A 17,379-nucleotide genomic window follows, 5' to 3' on the forward strand; every position below is an offset into this window, starting at 1 on the left:
TCCAGCTGAACTGCCGCGTGCCTCTTTGAGGACGCTGGTTGATTTTTACCGTCGACTCTTGCTCATTCGAGGAGGTTTTGCCGATGAAGATCGCACAGATCGCACCACTTGCCGAAAGCGTTCCGCCGAAGCTTTATGGAGGAACCGAGCGGATCGTTTCCTATCTGACCGACGAACTGGTCCGTCAGGGCGAGGAAGTCACCCTCTTTGCCAGCGGCGACTCCGTGACCGACGCCAGACTCCTACCCTGCTCCGACGTCGCGCTGCGGCTCAACCCGGCCGTCAGGGATCACCTGCCGCATCAGGTCATGATGCTTGAGGAAATCCGCCGTCGGGCGCATGAGTTCGATGTGCTGCACTTTCATATCGATCTCCTGCATTTCCCGCTGATCCGGGATTTTGCCGACCGTACGGTGACCACGCTGCATGGGCGACTCGACCTGCCGGACCTCAAGCCTTTCTACAAGGCATTCCCCGATATTCCGCTGGTGTCGATCTCCAACGATCAGCGCCGCCCGATGCCGTCGGTCAACTGGGCCGGCACGGTCTATCACGGCCTGCCGATCGACCTGCTGCCCTTTACGGAAAAGCCAAGGGGCAATTATCTTGCGTTCCTCGGAAGGATATCGCCGGAGAAGCGGCCGGACCGGGCGATCGAAATCGCCGCGAAGGTCGGCATGCCGCTGAAGATCGCCGCCAAGATCGATAATGCCGACAAGACCTATTGGCAAACCATGATCGAGCCGATGGTGAAGAACCATCCGTATGTGGAATTCATCGGCGAAATCAATGAACAACAGAAAGCTGACTTCCTCGGAAATGCAGGCGCTCTGCTCTTCCCGATCGACTGGCCGGAGCCCTTCGGGCTGGTGATGATCGAGGCTATGGCCTGCGGCACGCCGGTGATCGCTTTCGGCTGTGGCTCGGTCCCGGAGGTCATTGACAACGGCATCTCCGGCATCCTGGTCGACAGCGTCACCGAGGCGGCCGAAAACGTCGAATGGGCACTCCGCCTCGATCGGCGCAAGGTGCGTGCCGCGTTTGAAAAGCGCTTCACCGCACAACGAATGGCGTGCGATTATCTCGACATCTATCGCAACCTGCCGGACGTTCGCATCAAAGCCGCGCCGATCCGCCGGTCGAATGGTCAAGCGCTCGGCCTGCAGGCTGTCGCCTGAGGCAAGGAGGAGACCATGTCAAACCTGTCTGCGGACAGCAACCCCGCCACAGCATCGTCAGGCCTGGCGGCGCCGGTCGCTCAGTTCTTCATTCCGGCCGCAGCATCGCTGCAGGAGCGCCGGCCGCGTACCTTGAAGCACGGCGATACTTTCGCCGTCTTCGACCATAATGGCGATGCTCTTTCCGGTCCCGGCAGTCCGGAAGGCCTTTTCCACAGGGACACCCGTTATCTCTCGCATCTTTACCTAACGATCAACGAACAGCGGCCGATGCTTCTGTCGTCGACGCTGCGGGATGACAATGCCACGCTGACCTGCGATCTCACCAATCCTGATCAGTTCGATGAGAAGGGAAGGCTGGTTCTGGGCCATGACGTGATTCATCTGCGCAGATCGCGCTTTCTCTGGAATGCCTGTTGTTATGAACGACTGGCCGTGAGGAATTATGACGACCGTCGGCAACATATCCGCATTCAGATCTCTTTCGGGGCCGATTTCGCCGATCTTTTCGAAGTCCGCGGCACCAAAAGAGCAAGAAGAGGGCGCCATCTTCCCGCCGTCGTGGAACAGGATTGGATCCTGCTTTCCTATATTGGCCTGGACAATCGCAAGCGGTCGACGCGCCTTTCCTTCATGCCGGAACCGGCCGAGATTCGTAGCGATCTTGTTACTTACGACCTCTACCTGGAGCCGCACGAGACCAAATCGCTCTTCATGCAGATCGGCTGCGACCATATCTCCGCCGATCGACTGAGCCGCCTTTCCTTCTTCCTTACCTTGCGGGATGCCCGCCGTGCGTTGCGCGCCTCCTCCTCGCGCGCGGCGTCAGTCACAACCTCCAATGAGATCTTCAACGAAGTCGCGCGACGCAGCGCCTCTGACCTCTACATGCTGATCACCGACAAGCCGGAAGGCCCCTATCCTTATGCCGGCATTCCCTGGTTCAGTACCGTTTTCGGCCGCGACGCCCTGATCACGGCGCTTCAGACACTTTGGCTCGATCCGGAGATCGCCCGCGGGGTTCTGGGTCATCTTGCGGCCAATCAGGCGACGAACGTCGATCCTGCTTCAGACGCCGAGCCGGGCAAGATCCTGCACGAAGTGCGTTGCGGCGAAATGGCTGAACTCGGCGAGGTTCCATTCCGGCGTTACTACGGCAGCATCGACTCGACGCCGCTCTTCGTGATGCTGGCCGGCGACTATCTTAAACGAACCGGCGATCTTGCGACCATCGACCGTCTCCTGCCGAATCTCGAAGCGGCACTGACATGGATCGACGAATATGGGGATCGTGATGGCGACGGCTTCGTCGAATATGGGCGGCTGACGGAGGAAGGACTGATCAACCAGGCATGGAAAGATAGCCACGATTCGGTCTTCCATGCCGACGGCACGTTGGCCCGAGGCCCAATCGCGAGCGCCGAAGTCCAGGCCTATGTCTATGGCGCTTGGCAAAGTGCTGCCGAAATCTTCCGGTGGACGGCCAAGCCGGAACGCGCGGCGAGCTTTCTCGCGCGCGCGGAGGGACTGCGCCGCGCCTTTGACGCGAGCTTCTTCGATGAGGAACTTGGCACATACGTCTTGGCCCTCGACGGGGATAAACGGCCCTGCCGGGTTCGATCTTCCAATGCCGGCCATGCCCTGTTCACCGGTATTGCTTATGCTGAACGGGTCGCACAGGTGACCCGCACCCTGATGAGTGCCTCGTCCTTCTGTGGCTGGGGCATCCGCACCATTCCCTCCACGGAAGCGCGTTACAATCCGATGAGCTACCACAATGGCTCGATCTGGCCACACGACAATGCTTTGATCGCCAGCGGCCTTGCCCGCTATGGCTACCGCGCCGAAGCCGCGCGGATATTCGAGGGGCTGTTTGCCGCTGCGACCTATATCGACCTGCGGCGGCTTCCCGAACTCCTCTGCGGCCTGCCACGTCAGCGCGCACGCGGACCGACCTCTTATCCGGTCGCCTGCTCGCCTCAAGCGTGGGCGGCAGCAGCCCCTTTGTCGCTGCTTCAATCCTGCCTTGGCCTCGACTTCGAGCCGAATAGTTTGCAGATCAGCTTCAGCGTGCCGCGACTTCCTTCTTTCCTCGATGAGGTGATCTTGCGGCGCCTGCTGATCGGCAATGGCTCGGCTGACGTGGCCATCCGCCGGTCGAGACACCAGGTCGTGGTCGATGTTATCAATCGACAGGGCAGTGTCAGCGTGCTCACCACGGCCTGATGAAGGACGGTGCAGCGAAGGCGGGTTAACCTTTTCTATTCCGGTTCCTCTTCGTCCGACCTCAGCAGGTCAACAAGCGCAGCAACCCTGCCGGTCGGTAGATGCCGGCCTTCACTCATCAGGGCCTCGTCGTTGTTGGCCCATGCAAACGCCTCGGCAAGCTCGGCTTGGGTTGCACCTGTCGCGATGATCTCGGCCACAAGCGTTTTGTCGGCGGGCCCAAGGACGGCGACGACGTCGCCTGAAGTCATTGTCATAGCCATTGCTCCTAGCTCAAGCTCCAAAACATATGGTGGCGCCTTAGAAAAGATCAAATTTTTTTGCTGAGAAATCCGATCCTCTTGAAACGGTAAACTGCTGAATTATATCAGTATTGTCGATCGCCGAGCAGGGATCGACAGGTCCAGGAGACGCCTGTGTCGCTCTTGGCGTCTCCTGTATCCATGTTGCTTGTAAGGAGGATATGGCTATGAGGACAAACCTCGATTTCTCTCCACTGTTCCGGTCGAGCGTCGGCTTCGAGCGGATGTTGAACGCACTCGACGCTGCAAGCCGCGCCGAGACAATCGACAACTGGCCGCCTTATGATATCGTCAAAACCGGCGAGGACGACTACCGCATTGCCATGGCCGTGGCGGGCTTCTCGCAGGACGAACTGGCGATCATCCAAGAGCAGAACATGCTCGTCGTCTCAGGGCAGAAGGCGAACGGCGAAGATGTTCAATACCTGCATCGCGGCATTGCTGGTCGGAGCTTCCAGCGTCGGTTCGAATTGGCCGACCACGTCAAGGTCCTGGATGCCGGCCTCGTCAACGGTCTGCTGACCATCGACCTCAAGCGTGAAATTCCTGAAGAGATGAAGCCGCGCCAGATCGAGATCGGAACTGGAAATGCAATGCCGAAGGCCGAGACCAAGCAGATCGAGGCCGAGACGCAGGCAGCCTGAGCCGTCAGGAATGCCCAAGAACCACCAGAAAGGAGTAAGCCATGAGTGTTCGTGATTTGATTCCTTGGGGCCGCAACAACGGCCACCAGGTTCCGAGTCTCCTCCGCGAGGACGACCATGATCCTTTCCTGTCGCTCCATCGCGAGGTCAACCGTCTGTTCAACGATGCTTTCCGCAGCTTCGGCTCTGGCCTGCCGTCACTGCGGGGCGCCAGCGGCTTCGGTGCCGGCTGGCCGAGTGTCGAGATCTCCGACACCGATAAGGATATCAAGGTGACGGCCGAAGTCCCCGGCCTTGAGGAAAAGGACATCGAGGTCATTCTCGATGATGGCGTTCTGACGCTGAAGGGTGAAAAGCGTTCGGAGACGGAAGACAAGGAGAAGCAGTTCTCGGAGCGCTACTATGGCCGCTTCGAGCGACGCATCCCACTCGGGACCGAGGTCAAGGAAGATCAGGTCGACGCGACCTTCAAGAACGGCGTCCTGACCGTCACCTTGCCCAAGAGCGAAAAGGCGCAGTCACAGGTCAGGCGCATCGCCATCAGAAGCTGATCGAAACGAGGGCGGCGGCCGACCACCTGGCGGCCGCCGCTACCATGTCATCCATGGTTGCACGGAAATTTCCGTCGCGCTTAGTCTCCTCATGGCCGCGGGATCGGCAGATGCCGATCGCAGGTTCAGGCCTATTTCCCAGGCTCGAACACCATGGAGTGGCCGTTGATGCAGTAGCGCAGGCCGGTCGGCGGCGGGCCGTCGGGAAAGACGTGGCCGAGATGGGCTTCGCAGTTGCCGCAGCGGATTTCGGTGCGCACCATGCCGAAGGCCGTGTCGCGATGTTCGGTCACCGCATCGGATGATACCGCTTCGAAATAGCTCGGCCAGCCGCAGCCAGCATCGAATTTGGTGTCGGAGCGGAAAAGCGGCGCATTACAGCCGACGCAGCGGTAAAGCCCGGTCTCGAAGGAATCCCAGTAGGGGCCGGTGAAGGCGCGCTCGGTGCCATGCTGGCGGGTGATGCGGTATTGCTCCGGGGTGAGCTGCTCTTTCCATTCCGCATCGGTCTTGCGGATCTTGGCGGTGGTTGCAGTTTCGGACATGCCATGCTCCTTTCGCTAAGGGGCGGTTCCGTTTTGCGAGAAAATGTGGTGCGCCGTCTCCGATTCATCAAGTCTTGGGCACCATCCTGCCCAATTCGCCGTGTACCGCTTTTGGAGGAGGACGCCTGCTCTTACATCCGTTAGGGGTTTTCTGTTAGGGTTAATGTTACGTGCATTGGGGAATCACTGGTGTTTGAAGCAGCAATCGTCCTGCTCTACGGCCTCGTAGCGGTCGCCACCATGGCGGTCACGCTGTTGGAAGGCTGGGCCAACCATGACGGCTTGACGCTCCATCGTCTCGCCGGGCTCTTCGCATGTCTGCTCTGGCCACTGACGCTTCTGGTCTTCGTCCTGCACGGCTGCATCGCCCGGCTGCTGACGCGTCTTTCCCGGTCGACGGCCTAACGACGGCCCGGTCGACGGCCTGATCGGCTTCGAACATCGCCAGTAGCTTCGCCCTATGGGCGAAATCGCTTGAGACGCCCTCCCGTTTCGCCTAAGTCATAAAGACAGGCCGGTTTCCATCGGCGCTTCGTCTATCGCGGTTGGGGAGGAGACATGGCCGATGTCACGGCTCTGACATTTCTGGCCCTGTGTCTGCCGCTCGCCGGCGCTCTTGCCGCTCCCTTCGTCATCCGCATCTTCGGCGCCAACGGCGCCTGGCTGCTGGCGATCGCGCCTTTGCTCGCCTTTCTGCATTTCCTGCGTTTCTTGCCCAAGATCGCGCGCGGCGAAACCGTCACCGGCGGTTATGCCTGGGTGCCGAGCTATCATCTCTCCTTCTCCTGGTTCCTCGACGGCCTGTCGCTGGCTTTCGCGCTGCTGATCACCGGCATCGGCACCCTGATCGTGCTTTACGCCGGCGGCTATCTCAAGGGACACAAGGATCAAGGCCGCTTCTTTTCCTTCGTCTTTCTGTTCATGGGCGCGATGCTCGGCCTCGTCGTGTCCGACAGTTTCCTGATGCTCTTCATTTTCTGGGAGCTGACATCGATCACCTCCTTCCTGCTGATCGGCTTCGATCATGAGCGCGAGGCGGCGCGCCGGGCAGCCCTGCAGGCGCTTGTCGTGACCGGCGGGGGAGGGCTCTGTTTGCTCGCCGGCCTGCTGCTGCTCTGGAACATCTCCGGCGTCACTGAGATGTCTGAGCTCATGGGATTTGGCGATGTCGTGCGCGAAAGCCCGCTCTATCTCGCGGCCCTCATCCTGGTTCTTGGCGGCGCCTTCACCAAGTCGGCGCAGTTTCCCTTTCATTTCTGGCTGCCGAACGCCATGGAGGCGCCGACGCCGGTGTCGGCCTATCTGCATTCGGCCACCATGGTGAAAGCCGGCGTCTATCTCTTGATGCGGCTCAATCCGGTCATGGGGTCGACGCCTGCCTGGGAAATCCTACTGCCCTTTTTCGGCGGGCTGACGCTGGTGGTCGGCACCACGCTTGCCATCCGCCAGACCGACCTGAAGCTCCAGCTCGCCTATACGACCGTCTCCTCGCTCGGCGTGCTCGTCATGCTGATCGGCTTCGGCTCGGAACATGCAGTGGAGGCGGCGGCCCTCTATCTGGTGGCGCATTCGCTGTTCAAGGGCGCGCTGTTCATGGTCGCCGGCATCATCGATCACGAGACCGGCATGCGTGATATCACCAGGCTTAGCGGCCTGATGCGGGCGATGCCGCTGACATGGATCATTGCGCTCGCGGCGGCCTTCTCCATGGCCGGCCTGCCGCCCTTCTTCGGCTTCCTCGCCAAGGAGGAGATCTATACCGCACTCATCGGCGGCGATGTCCGCGCACTCACCTTTACCGCCATAACCGTCTTCGGCAATGCGCTGATGTTCTCAGTCGCCTTCGCCGTGGCGCTGAAGCCCTTCCTCGGCCAGCCGGTGGAGACGCCGAAACATCCGCATGAAGCGCCAGTGCTGCTCTGGCTCGGCCCGGCCGTTCTCGCCGTCCTTGGCCTGCTCGCCGCAGTCTTTTCGGGCTTCACCCATACCGTCCTGTCCTCGCCGATCGCATCCGCCATCCGCCAGACCCCCGTTGAAATCGACATCTCGCTGAGCCCGCATCTAGGCCTGCCCCTGGCGTTCTCCGCCCTGACCATCCTCATCGGGATCGGCGTCTATTGGCAGCTCGCGCGCGTCCGCTCGGCGATGGCCGTCTTCCTGCACGCGGCGGGGCGCGGGCCGGATCACGGTTTCGACCTTGCCATCTCGGGTCTTGTCCGCTTCGCCGGCCGGCTCATGCGTGTGCTCCAGCCGGGGCGGCTGCAGATCTACGTCACCTGCACCTTCCTCTGCCTCGCCGCCATCCTCATCGTCCCGCTTGTCGTCTATGGCGAACTGCCGCGTCCTCCCGCCTGGCCGGCCGATGTCAGGCTCCATGAATGGGCGGTCTTCCTGATCGCCGCCTTCGGCCTTGCCGCCGTGCTCGTCGCCCGCGACCGGCTGACGGCGATCGTCTCGCTCGGCATCCAGGGGTTGGCCGTCGCCATCATCTTCCTGCTGTTCGGCGCGCCGGATCTCGCCTTCACCCAGTTCATGGTCGAAACCCTGTCGGTGGTCATCCTCGCCCTCGTCATGACCAGGCTTCGCCTGTCGCCCGCCGACCGGCGCCCGCTCGGCCGCAAACTCTTCGACGGTACGCTTGCGCTTGCTTGCGGCCTCGGCTTTGCACTTCTGCTGATGCGGGCGACGGAGGCGCCGTTCAACGACGCGCTGACCACCTTCTTCAACACCTATTCCAAATCGATCGCCCACGGCGCCAATGTCGTCAACGTCATCATCGTCGATTTCCGCGGCACCGACACGCTCGGCGAAATCGCCGTCGTCGCCGTCACCGGCCTTGCCATCCTAGCGCTGATCCGCATCCGCGCCGGCAGCGAGCGCAAGCTGGCCGCCAATGATCCCGCGGTTGAGGCGGGGGGCTGATCCGATGAACACCCTGATCTTCCGCACCGTCGCCCCGTTCCTCACCGCGCTGATGCTGCTGTTTTCGGTCTTCGTGCTGCTGCGCGGCCACAACGAGCCGGGCGGTGGCTTCATCGGCGGGCTGGTCGCCGCCTCGGGATTGGCGATCTACGGCATTGCCCGCGGCGTCGCCGCCGTTCGCCGGGCGCTATTCTTCCATCCGCTGTCGATTGCCGGCTTCGGCCTGCTGCTGTCGACCCTGGCCGGTCTTCTCTCCATCCTCTTTGCCGTTCCCTTCATGACCGGTCTCTGGATCTATCCGAACCTCTTCGGTCTCGAAGTGCCGCTGTCGAGCGTCATGCTCTTCGATGTCGGCGTCTATCTCGTCGTGCTCGGCGCCATCACCTCGATCGCCCTGGCCCTGGAAGAAAAGGAGGTGGAATGATGGAGCCGCTTCTGTCGATCCTCGTCGGCCTGTTCTTCGCTGCCGCCATCTATCTCCTGCTGTCGAAATTCACCATCCGCATCATGCTCGGCATCGCCATCCTCGGTAATTCCGTCAACCTGCTGCTCTTCACCTCAGGCCGGCTGACGCGCGAGGTGCCGCCGATCATCCCGGCAGGTCTCGACAGTTTGCCCGCAGGCGCGGCCAACCCGCTGCCGCAGGCTCTCATCCTCACGGCGATCGTCATTTCCTTCTCCTTCCTCGCCTTCCTCTTGGTGCTCACCTACCGCGCCTATCAGGACCTCGGCACCGACGACACCAACGACATGCACGCCGCCGAACCTGACGACCGGCCGCTGCCGCCATTGGGGTATTGATGCGGATGTTGGTGCGGATGCTCACCCCACGGCAAACCCTCGCGCGCGACAGGGGAGGCGCCACCTGATGGCCGCGCCAACCGCCACCATCGATCTCTCCGCCGCCCTGATCACCGCTCCGGTGCCGATTGGTCATTGGCTCGCCATCCTACCGGTCGCCCATTGCATCACGCTGGGCGCCGTCCTGCTGATGTTGCGCGCTCATCCACGTCTGCAGGCCTGGCTTGCCATATCTGGCCTTACGGCGCTGGTGCTGATCGATGCCGCGCTGCTCGCCAAGGTCGCGGCCGAGGGACCGCTCACCATGGTCATGGGGCGCTGGCTGCCGCCCTTCGGCATCGCCTTCACCGTCGATCTCTTCGGGGCGCTGCTGGCCTTCACCGCAGCCCTTGCGGCGCTCGCCGGCGGCATCTATGCGCTAGCCGATATCGGTGAAAGTGGCCGGCGATACGGTTTCTTCCCGCTGCTCATGCTGTTGATGGCCGGCGTCAGCGGCGCCTTTCTCACCGGCGATGTCTTCAATCTCTATGTCTGGTTCGAAGTGCTGCTGATTTCCTCCTTCGGGCTGATCATCCTGGGCTCCGAACGCCGACAGATCGACGGCGCACTGAAATATGCGGTGCTGAACCTCATCGCCACGACGCTGTTCCTGATCGGCGTCGGCATCCTCTATGCCGCTTTCGGCACGCTCAACATGGCCGATATCGCCGCAAAGGCGGGGAATTTGCGCGCCACCGCGCCGCTGATGACGCTGGCCAGCCTCTTCCTGCTCGCCTTCGCCATGAAGGCCGCTGCCTTCCCGGTCAATTTCTGGCTGCCCGCCGCCTATCATACGCCGCGCATCGTCGTCTCCGCGCTGTTTGCCGGCCTGCTGACCAAGGTCGGCATCTATGCACTGATCCGGGTGATGGTTATGCTGCTGCCGGTGGAACGTGCGGAATTGAGCCTGGTGATCGCGCTTGCCGCCGCTGCGACCATTGTCGTCGGCGCGCTCGGCGCGCTGGCTGAAAACGATATCCGCAGGCTGTTCGGCTATGTCGTCATATCGGGCATCGGCAATATGCTCGCCGGCGTCGCCCTTGGTGGTCCCGGCGGCGGCATTGACGGCATCAGCGGCGCGGTCTTTTATGCGCTCCATTCCATGGCGCTGATGACGGCGCTTTATCTCGCCGCCGGCGAGATCGCCCGGCGTGGCGGCGGCTTTTTGCTGTCGGATCTCGGCGGGCTCTATCGGCAAAGCGGCGGCTTCACCGCGCTCTCCCTGGTGCTCTTCCTGGCCGCCTGCGGCCTGCCGCCCTTTTCCGGATTCTGGCCGAAAGCCATTCTCGTCAAGGCTTCGCTCGATAGCGGCACCTGGTGGCTGGCGGCTGCAATCCTCGCCGGCGGTTTTCTGACGACGATCGCCTTCGGCCGCCTCTTTCTGCTCGCCTATTGGCGCCCGGCGGCGATGGCGCTCGCTCCGTCGAGAGCGAACTGGCGCACAGGCTTGCCGCTTGCCGCACTGACGGCGCTCACCATCGGCTTCGGCATCTTGCCGGAAAAGCTGCTGGCGCTGTCGCAATCGGCCGCCGCGGGCCTTGCCGATCCAAAGGCCTATCTACATTCGGTCTTTCCCGGAGGTATCAGGTGATCGCCTTCGTCTTCAACCTGCTGCTGGCCATTGCCTGGGTCACTGTGACCGGCAGCGCCTCGCTGCACAATCTCGTCTTCGGCTTCCTGCTCGGCGCCTTGGCACTGGCCATCATCCGCGAGCCTTTCGGCAGCAAGGGATATATCGGCCGCGCCCGACTGGTGCTTTCGCTCGCCGCGCTGTTCCTGAAGGAATTGTCGCTGTCGGCCTGGAAGGTCACGGTCACTGTGCTCTCGCCCGATATGCAGCTGAAGCCCGGTATCTTCGCCTTCCCTTTGACGGTGACGAGCGATTTCGAGATCACCTTGCTCGCAAATCTCATCACCCTGACACCCGGCACGCTCTCGGTCGACGTCTCCACAGATCGCCGCACGCTCTATGTCCACGCGCTCGATTGTTCCGATCCGGAGACGACCAAGCGCGATATCGCCAACGGTTTCGAACGCAAGATCATGGAGGCCTTCCGGTGATCACACCTGCCGCCATCGTCGCGGCCGCATCCTCGGCCGCCCTCGTCATCCTCGGCCTGGCGCTGATTCTGACCGTCTGGCGCATCGTTGCCGGCCCGACCTTGCCGGACCGGATCCTGGCGTTGGACATGCTGACCGGTCTCGCCATCGGCTTCACAGCCGTCATCGCGGTCAAGGCGGGCTTTTCGCTCTATATCGATATCGCCATCTCGCTCGGCCTCGTCGGCTTCCTGGCGACTGTCGCCTTCGCCCGATTCGTGCTGTCGCGCGGCAACATCAAATCGGTGCCGTCCGCAGCTGCCGCGAAAGGCAGCGCAAAAAAGCGCAGGGCAGGGGGAAAGAAGCGATGATAGATTATATCCTGGCTGCCGTCGCCGCTCTGCTGCTGATCGCCGGTGCGCTCTTTGCGCTTGTCGCGGCGATCGGCCTGGTCAGGCTGCCCGATCTCTATACGCGCATGCACGCCGCCTCGAAGGTGGGGACTGTCGGCTCCGGCCTGCTGCTGCTTGCCGCCGGCCTCTATTCCGAGGATCTGACGATTCTCGCCCGCGCCGTTGCCGGCTTCGTCTTCCTGTTGCTGACGGCGCCGGTCTCGGCCCATCTGCTGGCGAGAGCCGCCCATCTTTCGGGATATCAGCTCGGCGCTGTCTCGGTCCGCGACGATATCAGCAAGCGCTGAGCCTATTCTGTGTGGCTGCTTTACCAGATTTATGCAAAACTTATGCACAGGAAGCTGTGAGTAAAGCTTGCCTGGGCGTGCCTTAATTCTTCATCTGTCATTTTTTCTCAAGAAAAACGACAAATAATAATTGGCCTTTTGGTCAAACGATGGTATTTGAAAATGCAAGTAGAGTTCTGATTGTGAATTACAATCGTACTGCTTCCAAGTCCCTCAGTTTTGATTTTTCATGTCTAACTGAGGCCAACGCCTGGGGTATGACGTAGTGGTTTGCAGTCAGGCAGTATAAGAACAGGTCTCGCTCTTCGGAATCTAGGGGTGGATTTCGCGTTTTTCGAAACAGAAGGTCGCTTCCCGTGCTTTTGCTGTTCGCTTCTACGAGGCGGGTCTTTGGCGTGTCAGTCAAAGGCCGTATGAGCATGCTAACAGGAGAAAAAATATGACGGATATGGCGACCGGCAATGCGCCGGAGCTGCTTGTGGAACTGACGGCCGACATCGTCGCGGCTTATGTCAGCAACCATGTTGTACCGGTCAGCGACCTGGCTAATCTGATTTCCGACGTGCATTCGGCACTGAGCAACACGTCCGTACCGCAGCCTGCTGCGGCGATCGTCGAAAAACAGAAGCCCGCAGTTTCTGTCCGCAAGTCCGTACAGGACGAGCAGATCACGTGTTTGGAATGCGGCGGCAACTTCAAGTCCCTCAAGCGTCACCTGATGACGCATCACAGCCTCTCGCCGGAAGAATACCGCGAGAAGTGGGACCTGCCGACCGATTACCCCATGGTAGCGCCCGCCTATGCCGAAGCGCGTTCGCGCCTGGCAAAGGAAATGGGCCTTGGGCAGCGCCGCAAGCGCGGCCGCGGCTGAGCTTTTTCGAAAGCATCGACGACAAAAGCCGGGTCCTGTGCCCGGCTTTTTCAATTTGTGGAGTTTCGTTCTCGACTCGGCTTCGTGCCACAGTTGTCGGTTCGTGCGGATGGTAGCCGGATGAGGGGCGGGTCTCCTGCATCGAGGGTGCCGCATGTTTTTGTGTGCCGTTTCAAGGCGATGAAAACAATCGCTGCAGTATTTCGAACCTGCGCAAGTGATTCGGGGGGGCGCCAAAATAGCGTCAGGCAACCCGCCTTATGCTTTGCCGGCGGGCTTAGAATGATTTCCTATACTGTGAGCAAGAGTTAATATACTCGATTCGGCTGGGAGGCGCTTTCCGAATCGATTGGCCAAAGCAACTCAAAGCCGACCTGGCCGCGCTCACGCCGCGGCGCGGACTCTAGCTTCTTCCCGGATCCTATTCACCATCGACCGCAGTCCGTTCGAACGCTGCGATGACAGGTTTTCCACCAGGCCGATCTTCGAGAAAATCTCGAAGGCATCGAGCCCGGCGATCTCGGATGCCGTCTTGCCGGAATAGGTGGCAAGCACGATGGCGACGAGGCCGCGCACGATATGGGCGTCGGAATCACCCTCGAAGTTCATGACCGGGTTGTCGGGATTGCCTGTCGCATGCGTGACCAGCCAGACCTGGCTGGCGCAGCCCATCACCTTGTTTTCGGAGGTGCGCTTCTCTTCGGCCAGATCAGGCAGCGCCTTGCCGAGTTCGATGACATAGCGGTAGCGATCTTCCCAATCGTCCAGGAAGGTGAAGTCGTCAATGATCTGGTCGAGGGATGCCATGCAGAAGCCTTTCACGATTGAAGCGCTTCCAGCAAAAGTGCACAGCGGTTTTGCGTCCGGAATGCGTCAGGAAATGCTCTATAGGTGCATATAGGTGAAAGACCGGCAGATTTGAACCATTAAAGCAATTTCAGGAAAAGTGTGAAGCGGTTTTCCGAGGCAAAGCGCGAAGCGGTTTTGCCGGGAATTGCGCAAACAAAAGATAGAAAAAACGCCGTGAGGGATGGGCATCCTCACGGCGCAGCAACATGCTGAATTAAAACAGGGCAGGCACGTCAGGCATGGGGCATCTCCGCGTCATGCGGACCACCGATGCAAGCTGGAAAACTGAAAGGTGAAAAAATTCGTCAGATCGCCGGCTTCGGCGTCGGCAGCGGAATCGCGCCGGTGACCACCGTCTCGGCTGCGGCATCGTCGTCGACCGGCGGGCGGTAAGGCATCGGCTGGCCCAGTGCCGCTTTTGCCTCACGCACCTTCTCCTGGATGGCGGGTGCCGCCAGCGAAGGCATGTTGAGCGCCACCGGTACCTGCGGCTCGGCATGCCTTGCGGTCGCCGGCGTCTCGTCCTTGAACTGGCTATCGAGAAGTTCATAGGCGACGCGGGCGCCTTCACGGGCTCGGTGGCCGAGTGCGGTGAAGGTTTCGGCACCCTTGGTGCAGACCTCGGGCTTTTCCGCGCACATGCCTGTCAGATAATCATAGGCGCCGCTTGCCGCCGTGAACGCGTCGGAAAGCTGCAATTGCGGGCCGCTGGCGAGCGTGTCGGAACTCTCCGTGCTGAAGACGGAAAGAAGCACGAGCACGAGGCCAAACCAGAAGGATCCTTTGATCAGAAACCACATTGTCGTTGCCCATCCTGTTTTCCCGTCCGGTTCTTGTCGCCGAATCAGGCCGGTTGTCCGGTGTGTTTCCACCCTACTGCCAAGTTGCGAATGCCGCTTTTCGAAACTCACGCGCATTTGCGGCAAATTTAATTCAAATTTTAGCAAACGGCATTTGTGGAGCATTTCAGTCGAATGCGAGCGATCGCCGTTAAGCATCAGGGCAGCACCTCCTTGCAATTGCAGGGCTTTTGCCGGCTCGCCTTGCCACAGGAGTTAACGCAATGCTGAAATATGAGGAAAATCCGTCGCTTACCTGCTATTAACCACAAAAGGCAAAGAGCCTTCCAGATGCTTCAAAACGGGAATTCCGGCGGTTTCTGGCGGTGAACAGCGCTTTTGCCTTATCCTTTCTTTAAGTCGCCGGGGCCTATTGTCCGGATCGATAGACAGCCTGTTGGGCGGGTATTGCGTGCGTGTATTGAGTAACATTGGCGGCTGGGTGTCGGCCCTCGTAGACCGGGCGGCGATAAGCTGGCTCTCCCGGACGGGTGGCGGCGAAGCCATGCGCCAACGCGAGCTCGCGATCCTGCGCCGCCTCGTGCTGTTCTCGTCGGCTGCTCTTATCGCCGCCCCTATCGGCCTTTCGACGGTGACCAGTCCAGCCGTCGCCTTGCCGGCCGGTGTCGCCATGGTCTGCGCCGCCTTTCTCTTTTCCGCCGTCGGCAGCATCGCGCTCGCCCGTCAGGGGTCGTCCGCCGGTATCGCCACGCAGTCGGCGGAGGATTTCTTCCTGGCCGCCACCCCCGGCCTCGTCTTCTTCCTCGACCCTCACGGCAGTGTGGCGACCGTCGGCGGCCGCGACCGGCGCGACTTCCTCGCCTGGATGCGCGATCCCAAGGGCAGGGGCTTCCTCGAGCAGGTGCATGTCTCCGACCGCATCCTTTTCCTGCAGGCGCTCGATAACCTGCGCCGGGGCGAGGAGGCCGCGTGCGTGGATCTGCGCCTCGACCGGCCCTCGGTCTCGCGCGATCAACGGCAGTTCGCCTATCTGAGAATGGACATGACCGCCCGGCGCGATGCCGACGGCGAACTTGCCGCCATCATCGCCCAGCTGCGCGATGTCTCCGTCGAGCAGCAACTGCGGGACGAAGCCCATAACCGCGCGGTCGATGCCGAATCGGCAAACGACGCCAAATCGCGCTTCCTCGCCGCCGTCAGCCACGAACTGCGCACGCCACTCAACGCCATTCTCGGTTTTTCCGATATCCTGATCGGCGAATATTTCGGCAAGTTCGAAAACGACCGCCAGCGCGAATATGTCGGTCTGGTGCGCGATTCCGGCGCGCATCTCCTGTCCGTCGTCAACACCATGCTCGACATGAGCAAGATCGAAGCCGGCCGCTACGAGCTGATCCTTGAAGGCTTCGATATATCGCGCGCGGTCAGGTCCTGCGAATCGATGCTCGCATTGCAGGCCAAGACTAAGGGTCTCACGCTGACGAGCCGTATCCAGCGCGGCCTCGGCGAGGTCGTCGCCGATCAGCGCGCCATTCAGCAGATCCTCATCAATCTCGTCGGCAATGCCATCAAGTTCACCGAGGCCGGCGGCGTCGTCTCGGTCGATGCGGCGGCACGCGACGGCATCCTGAAGCTGACGGTCAGCGATACCGGCATCGGCATCCCGGCCGACAAGCTGGCCTTGCTCGGCCAGCCCTTTGTCCAGATCCAGAACGATTATACCCGCCGCTTCGAAGGCACCGGCCTTGGTCTATCCTTGGTCAAGGGGCTGGTGGCGCTGCATGGCGGTCACTTCGCCATCGCCAGCCAGCCGGGCGAAGGCACGATCATCACCATCGAGATCGCGGTGGACGGCTCGGGCGCCAAACACGCCGAAGAGGCCGGCCATGGCGCGACTGTCGAATTTCCGCCGCGGCTGAAGGGCGCGGTCAACACAGGCGCAGAATTGGAAGAGGGGCGTTTCGATGGCCGCGCGCAAGCGAAAATCGCCTAAGGGAAAAAGGGGACGGCAGCAGCCGGGCCTTCTGATGTCAGGCGCCGCCGCCCTGGGCGGGCTTAGCCTGCAGGGCGCATCCGCGCTCGGCGGCGTCATCGGCCGCAATCCGTCGGTCGCCGGCGGCACGATCACCTTCATCGTCATCTTCTCCTTCGTCGCCGCCAATGCGCTCTGGTATCAGCCGGGCCTGCATCCGCATCCGATTTTCCGCACCCGCGATCCGCAGTCTCCAACCGTGCTCGGCGCCCGCCGCCCGGCCGAGGAGCAGGGCGACGTCACCACCTTCCGGATCGAACGGCCGGAGGATGCTGCCGCCACCACCAATGCAACGCCGGTGCCGGCAGCACCCGGCCAGCAGCCGAGCCAGCTTGTCATGGACATCCAGCAGCAGCTGGTACGCCGCGGCCTCTATAACGGCATCCCCGACGGCATCATCGGCCCGCGCACCAGCGCGGCCATCCTCTTCTTCGAGGAAACCGTCGGCATGGCCCAGACCGGCGATCCGACGCCGGAGGTACTGGCGGCGCTGAGGATCGATGCATCAGGCCCTTCGACCGTGCCCGCGGAAAAGCCCCCCGAGGATGTGAGCTCGAAGGCGGCGGCGGAAGACCCGGTGGCAGCGGCGATCCGCAGCGCCGAAAAGACGGTCAAAACCGCTCCCTCAGCCGCAAAGCAGGTTCCATCAAGCGAAATCACCAATGTCGACCTGGTGCTGAAGATCCAGAAGGGTCTTTCCAACATGGCCTATGCCAATGTCGGCGTCGACGGCGTCGCCGGCGAACAGACCCGCGCGGCCATCCGCCATTTCCAGAAGCACTACAACCTGCCCGAAAACGGCGAGCCGAACCAGGCGGTGCTGAAGAAACTCAAGGAAATCGGCGCGATCTAGGGCATGTCGCGCGATAGCGACATGCG

19 protein-coding genes are annotated in these 17,379 nt (G+C 61.4%); 15 read left to right on the plus strand and 4 right to left on the minus strand.

What is annotated here, in order from left to right; all coding sequences use genetic code 11:
• Window positions 1-83: 83 nt before the first annotated feature.
• On the plus strand, window positions 84-1,178 hold the full coding sequence (locus tag PO860_RS04310; protein WP_097617347.1) for a glycosyltransferase family 4 protein: 1,095 nt from the start codon (window positions 84-86) through the stop codon (window positions 1,176-1,178).
• 15 nt (window positions 1,179-1,193) lie between these two features.
• Window positions 1,194-3,404, plus strand: a complete 2,211-nt coding sequence (locus PO860_RS04315) for an amylo-alpha-1,6-glucosidase (RefSeq protein WP_097617348.1) — start codon at window positions 1,194-1,196, stop codon at window positions 3,402-3,404.
• A gap of 35 nt (window positions 3,405-3,439) precedes the next feature.
• Here PO860_RS04315 and PO860_RS04320 read toward each other — a convergent pair whose 3' ends face one another.
• On the minus strand, window positions 3,440-3,661 hold the full coding sequence (locus PO860_RS04320) for a hypothetical protein (RefSeq protein ID WP_097617349.1): 222 nt from the start codon (window positions 3,659-3,661) through the stop codon (window positions 3,440-3,442).
• A gap of 212 nt (window positions 3,662-3,873) precedes the next feature.
• Here PO860_RS04320 and PO860_RS04325 point away from each other — a divergent pair, with 212 nt between their 5' ends.
• Both PO860_RS04325 and PO860_RS04330 read left to right on the plus strand, forming a co-directional pair.
• Window positions 3,874-4,350: an Hsp20 family protein gene (locus PO860_RS04325; protein ID WP_097617350.1), complete on the plus strand. Its 477-nt coding sequence runs from the start codon at window positions 3,874-3,876 to the stop codon at window positions 4,348-4,350.
• Window positions 4,351-4,391: 41 nt separating this feature from the next.
• A complete protein-coding gene (locus PO860_RS04330; protein ID WP_126911157.1) occupies window positions 4,392-4,901 on the plus strand; it encodes an Hsp20/alpha crystallin family protein in 510 nt (169 codons plus the stop codon).
• A gap of 131 nt (window positions 4,902-5,032) precedes the next feature.
• Here PO860_RS04330 and msrB read toward each other — a convergent pair whose 3' ends face one another.
• A complete protein-coding gene (gene msrB, locus PO860_RS04335; RefSeq protein ID WP_126911156.1) occupies window positions 5,033-5,446 on the minus strand; it encodes a peptide-methionine (R)-S-oxide reductase MsrB in 414 nt (137 codons plus the stop codon).
• Window positions 5,447-5,635: 189 nt separating this feature from the next.
• Here msrB and PO860_RS04340 point away from each other — a divergent pair, with 189 nt between their 5' ends.
• The 9 genes from PO860_RS04340 (at window position 5,636) to PO860_RS04380 (ending at window position 12,819) form a co-directional block, all read left to right on the plus strand.
• Entirely contained in the window at window positions 5,636-5,851 is a 216-nt protein-coding gene (locus tag PO860_RS04340; protein ID WP_183606188.1) for a hypothetical protein, read from the plus strand.
• Between the two features lie 153 nt (window positions 5,852-6,004).
• The gene (locus PO860_RS04345) at window positions 6,005-8,368 is read left to right on the plus strand and encodes a putative monovalent cation/H+ antiporter subunit A (protein WP_275038195.1); all 2,364 of its coding nucleotides are present in this window, start codon (window positions 6,005-6,007) and stop codon (window positions 8,366-8,368) included.
• Window positions 8,369-8,372: 4 nt separating this feature from the next.
• Entirely contained in the window at window positions 8,373-8,792 is a 420-nt protein-coding gene (locus PO860_RS04350) for a Na(+)/H(+) antiporter subunit B (RefSeq protein ID WP_273884139.1), read from the plus strand.
• On the plus strand, window positions 8,792-9,169 hold the full coding sequence (locus tag PO860_RS04355; protein WP_183606662.1) for a Na+/H+ antiporter subunit C: 378 nt from the start codon (window positions 8,792-8,794) through the stop codon (window positions 9,167-9,169). Before PO860_RS04350 ends, PO860_RS04355 begins: the two co-directional genes overlap by 1 nt.
• 67 nt (window positions 9,170-9,236) lie before the next feature.
• The gene (locus PO860_RS04360) at window positions 9,237-10,799 is read left to right on the plus strand and encodes a Na+/H+ antiporter subunit D (RefSeq protein WP_275038196.1); all 1,563 of its coding nucleotides are present in this window, start codon (window positions 9,237-9,239) and stop codon (window positions 10,797-10,799) included.
• A complete protein-coding gene (locus tag PO860_RS04365) occupies window positions 10,796-11,269 on the plus strand; it encodes a Na+/H+ antiporter subunit E (protein WP_183606192.1) in 474 nt (157 codons plus the stop codon). Before PO860_RS04360 ends, PO860_RS04365 begins: the two co-directional genes overlap by 4 nt.
• Window positions 11,266-11,619 (plus strand): cation:proton antiporter, encoded by a 354-nt coding sequence (locus PO860_RS04370; protein WP_183606193.1) that lies wholly within the window; start codon window positions 11,266-11,268, stop codon window positions 11,617-11,619. The genes PO860_RS04365 and PO860_RS04370 overlap by 4 nt, the downstream gene beginning before the upstream one ends.
• Window positions 11,616-11,948: a monovalent cation/H(+) antiporter subunit G gene (mnhG, locus tag PO860_RS04375; protein ID WP_183606194.1), complete on the plus strand. Its 333-nt coding sequence runs from the start codon at window positions 11,616-11,618 to the stop codon at window positions 11,946-11,948. The genes PO860_RS04370 and mnhG overlap by 4 nt, the downstream gene beginning before the upstream one ends.
• A gap of 439 nt (window positions 11,949-12,387) precedes the next feature.
• A complete protein-coding gene (locus PO860_RS04380; protein ID WP_097611337.1) occupies window positions 12,388-12,819 on the plus strand; it encodes a Ros/MucR family transcriptional regulator in 432 nt (143 codons plus the stop codon).
• A 384-nt stretch (window positions 12,820-13,203) separates the two neighbouring features.
• On the opposite strand, the gene PO860_RS04385 is transcribed toward PO860_RS04380, so the two are convergent.
• Window positions 13,204-13,626, minus strand: a complete 423-nt coding sequence (locus PO860_RS04385) for a SufE family protein (RefSeq protein ID WP_183606195.1) — start codon at window positions 13,624-13,626, stop codon at window positions 13,204-13,206.
• A gap of 347 nt (window positions 13,627-13,973) precedes the next feature.
• A complete protein-coding gene (locus PO860_RS04390; RefSeq protein ID WP_275038197.1) occupies window positions 13,974-14,468 on the minus strand; it encodes a DUF5330 domain-containing protein in 495 nt (164 codons plus the stop codon).
• A gap of 412 nt (window positions 14,469-14,880) precedes the next feature.
• Here PO860_RS04390 and PO860_RS04395 point away from each other — a divergent pair, with 412 nt between their 5' ends.
• Window positions 14,881-16,461: a sensor histidine kinase gene (locus tag PO860_RS04395; protein WP_275038198.1), complete on the plus strand. Its 1,581-nt coding sequence runs from the start codon at window positions 14,881-14,883 to the stop codon at window positions 16,459-16,461.
• A complete protein-coding gene (locus tag PO860_RS04400) occupies window positions 16,433-17,353 on the plus strand; it encodes a peptidoglycan-binding domain-containing protein (protein WP_183606198.1) in 921 nt (306 codons plus the stop codon). Before PO860_RS04395 ends, PO860_RS04400 begins: the two co-directional genes overlap by 29 nt.
• Window positions 17,354-17,379: the final 26 nt, after the last annotated feature.

Source organism: Rhizobium binxianense, from assembly GCF_028994275.1.
GTDB classification, from domain to species: Bacteria; Pseudomonadota; Alphaproteobacteria; order Rhizobiales; family Rhizobiaceae; genus Rhizobium; species Rhizobium binxianense.

Bases quoted from the DNA above. Each gene is read 5' to 3' on its own strand.
- PO860_RS04355 (WP_183606662.1), top strand. From the start codon at position 8,792: ATGGAGCCGCTTCTGTCGATCCTCGTCGGCCTGTTCTTCGCTGCCGCC.
- PO860_RS04315 (WP_097617348.1), top strand. From the start codon at position 1,194: ATGTCAAACCTGTCTGCGGACAGCAACCCCGCCACAGCATCGTCAGGC.
- mnhG (WP_183606194.1), top strand. From the start codon at position 11,616: ATGATAGATTATATCCTGGCTGCCGTCGCCGCTCTGCTGCTGATCGCC.
- PO860_RS04330 (WP_126911157.1), top strand. From the start codon at position 4,392: ATGAGTGTTCGTGATTTGATTCCTTGGGGCCGCAACAACGGCCACCAG.
- PO860_RS04380 (WP_097611337.1), top strand. From the start codon at position 12,388: ATGACGGATATGGCGACCGGCAATGCGCCGGAGCTGCTTGTGGAACTG.
- PO860_RS04400 (WP_183606198.1), top strand. From the start codon at position 16,433: ATGGCCGCGCGCAAGCGAAAATCGCCTAAGGGAAAAAGGGGACGGCAG.
- PO860_RS04360 (WP_275038196.1), top strand. From the start codon at position 9,237: ATGGCCGCGCCAACCGCCACCATCGATCTCTCCGCCGCCCTGATCACC.
- PO860_RS04325 (WP_097617350.1), top strand. From the start codon at position 3,874: ATGAGGACAAACCTCGATTTCTCTCCACTGTTCCGGTCGAGCGTCGGC.
- PO860_RS04310 (WP_097617347.1), top strand. From the start codon at position 84: ATGAAGATCGCACAGATCGCACCACTTGCCGAAAGCGTTCCGCCGAAG.
- msrB (WP_126911156.1), bottom strand. From the start codon at position 5,446: ATGTCCGAAACTGCAACCACCGCCAAGATCCGCAAGACCGATGCGGAA.
- PO860_RS04345 (WP_275038195.1), top strand. From the start codon at position 6,005: ATGGCCGATGTCACGGCTCTGACATTTCTGGCCCTGTGTCTGCCGCTC.
- PO860_RS04320 (WP_097617349.1), bottom strand. From the start codon at position 3,661: ATGACAATGACTTCAGGCGACGTCGTCGCCGTCCTTGGGCCCGCCGAC.
- PO860_RS04350 (WP_273884139.1), top strand. From the start codon at position 8,373: ATGAACACCCTGATCTTCCGCACCGTCGCCCCGTTCCTCACCGCGCTG.
- PO860_RS04390 (WP_275038197.1), bottom strand. From the start codon at position 14,468: ATGTGGTTTCTGATCAAAGGATCCTTCTGGTTTGGCCTCGTGCTCGTG.
- PO860_RS04385 (WP_183606195.1), bottom strand. From the start codon at position 13,626: ATGGCATCCCTCGACCAGATCATTGACGACTTCACCTTCCTGGACGAT.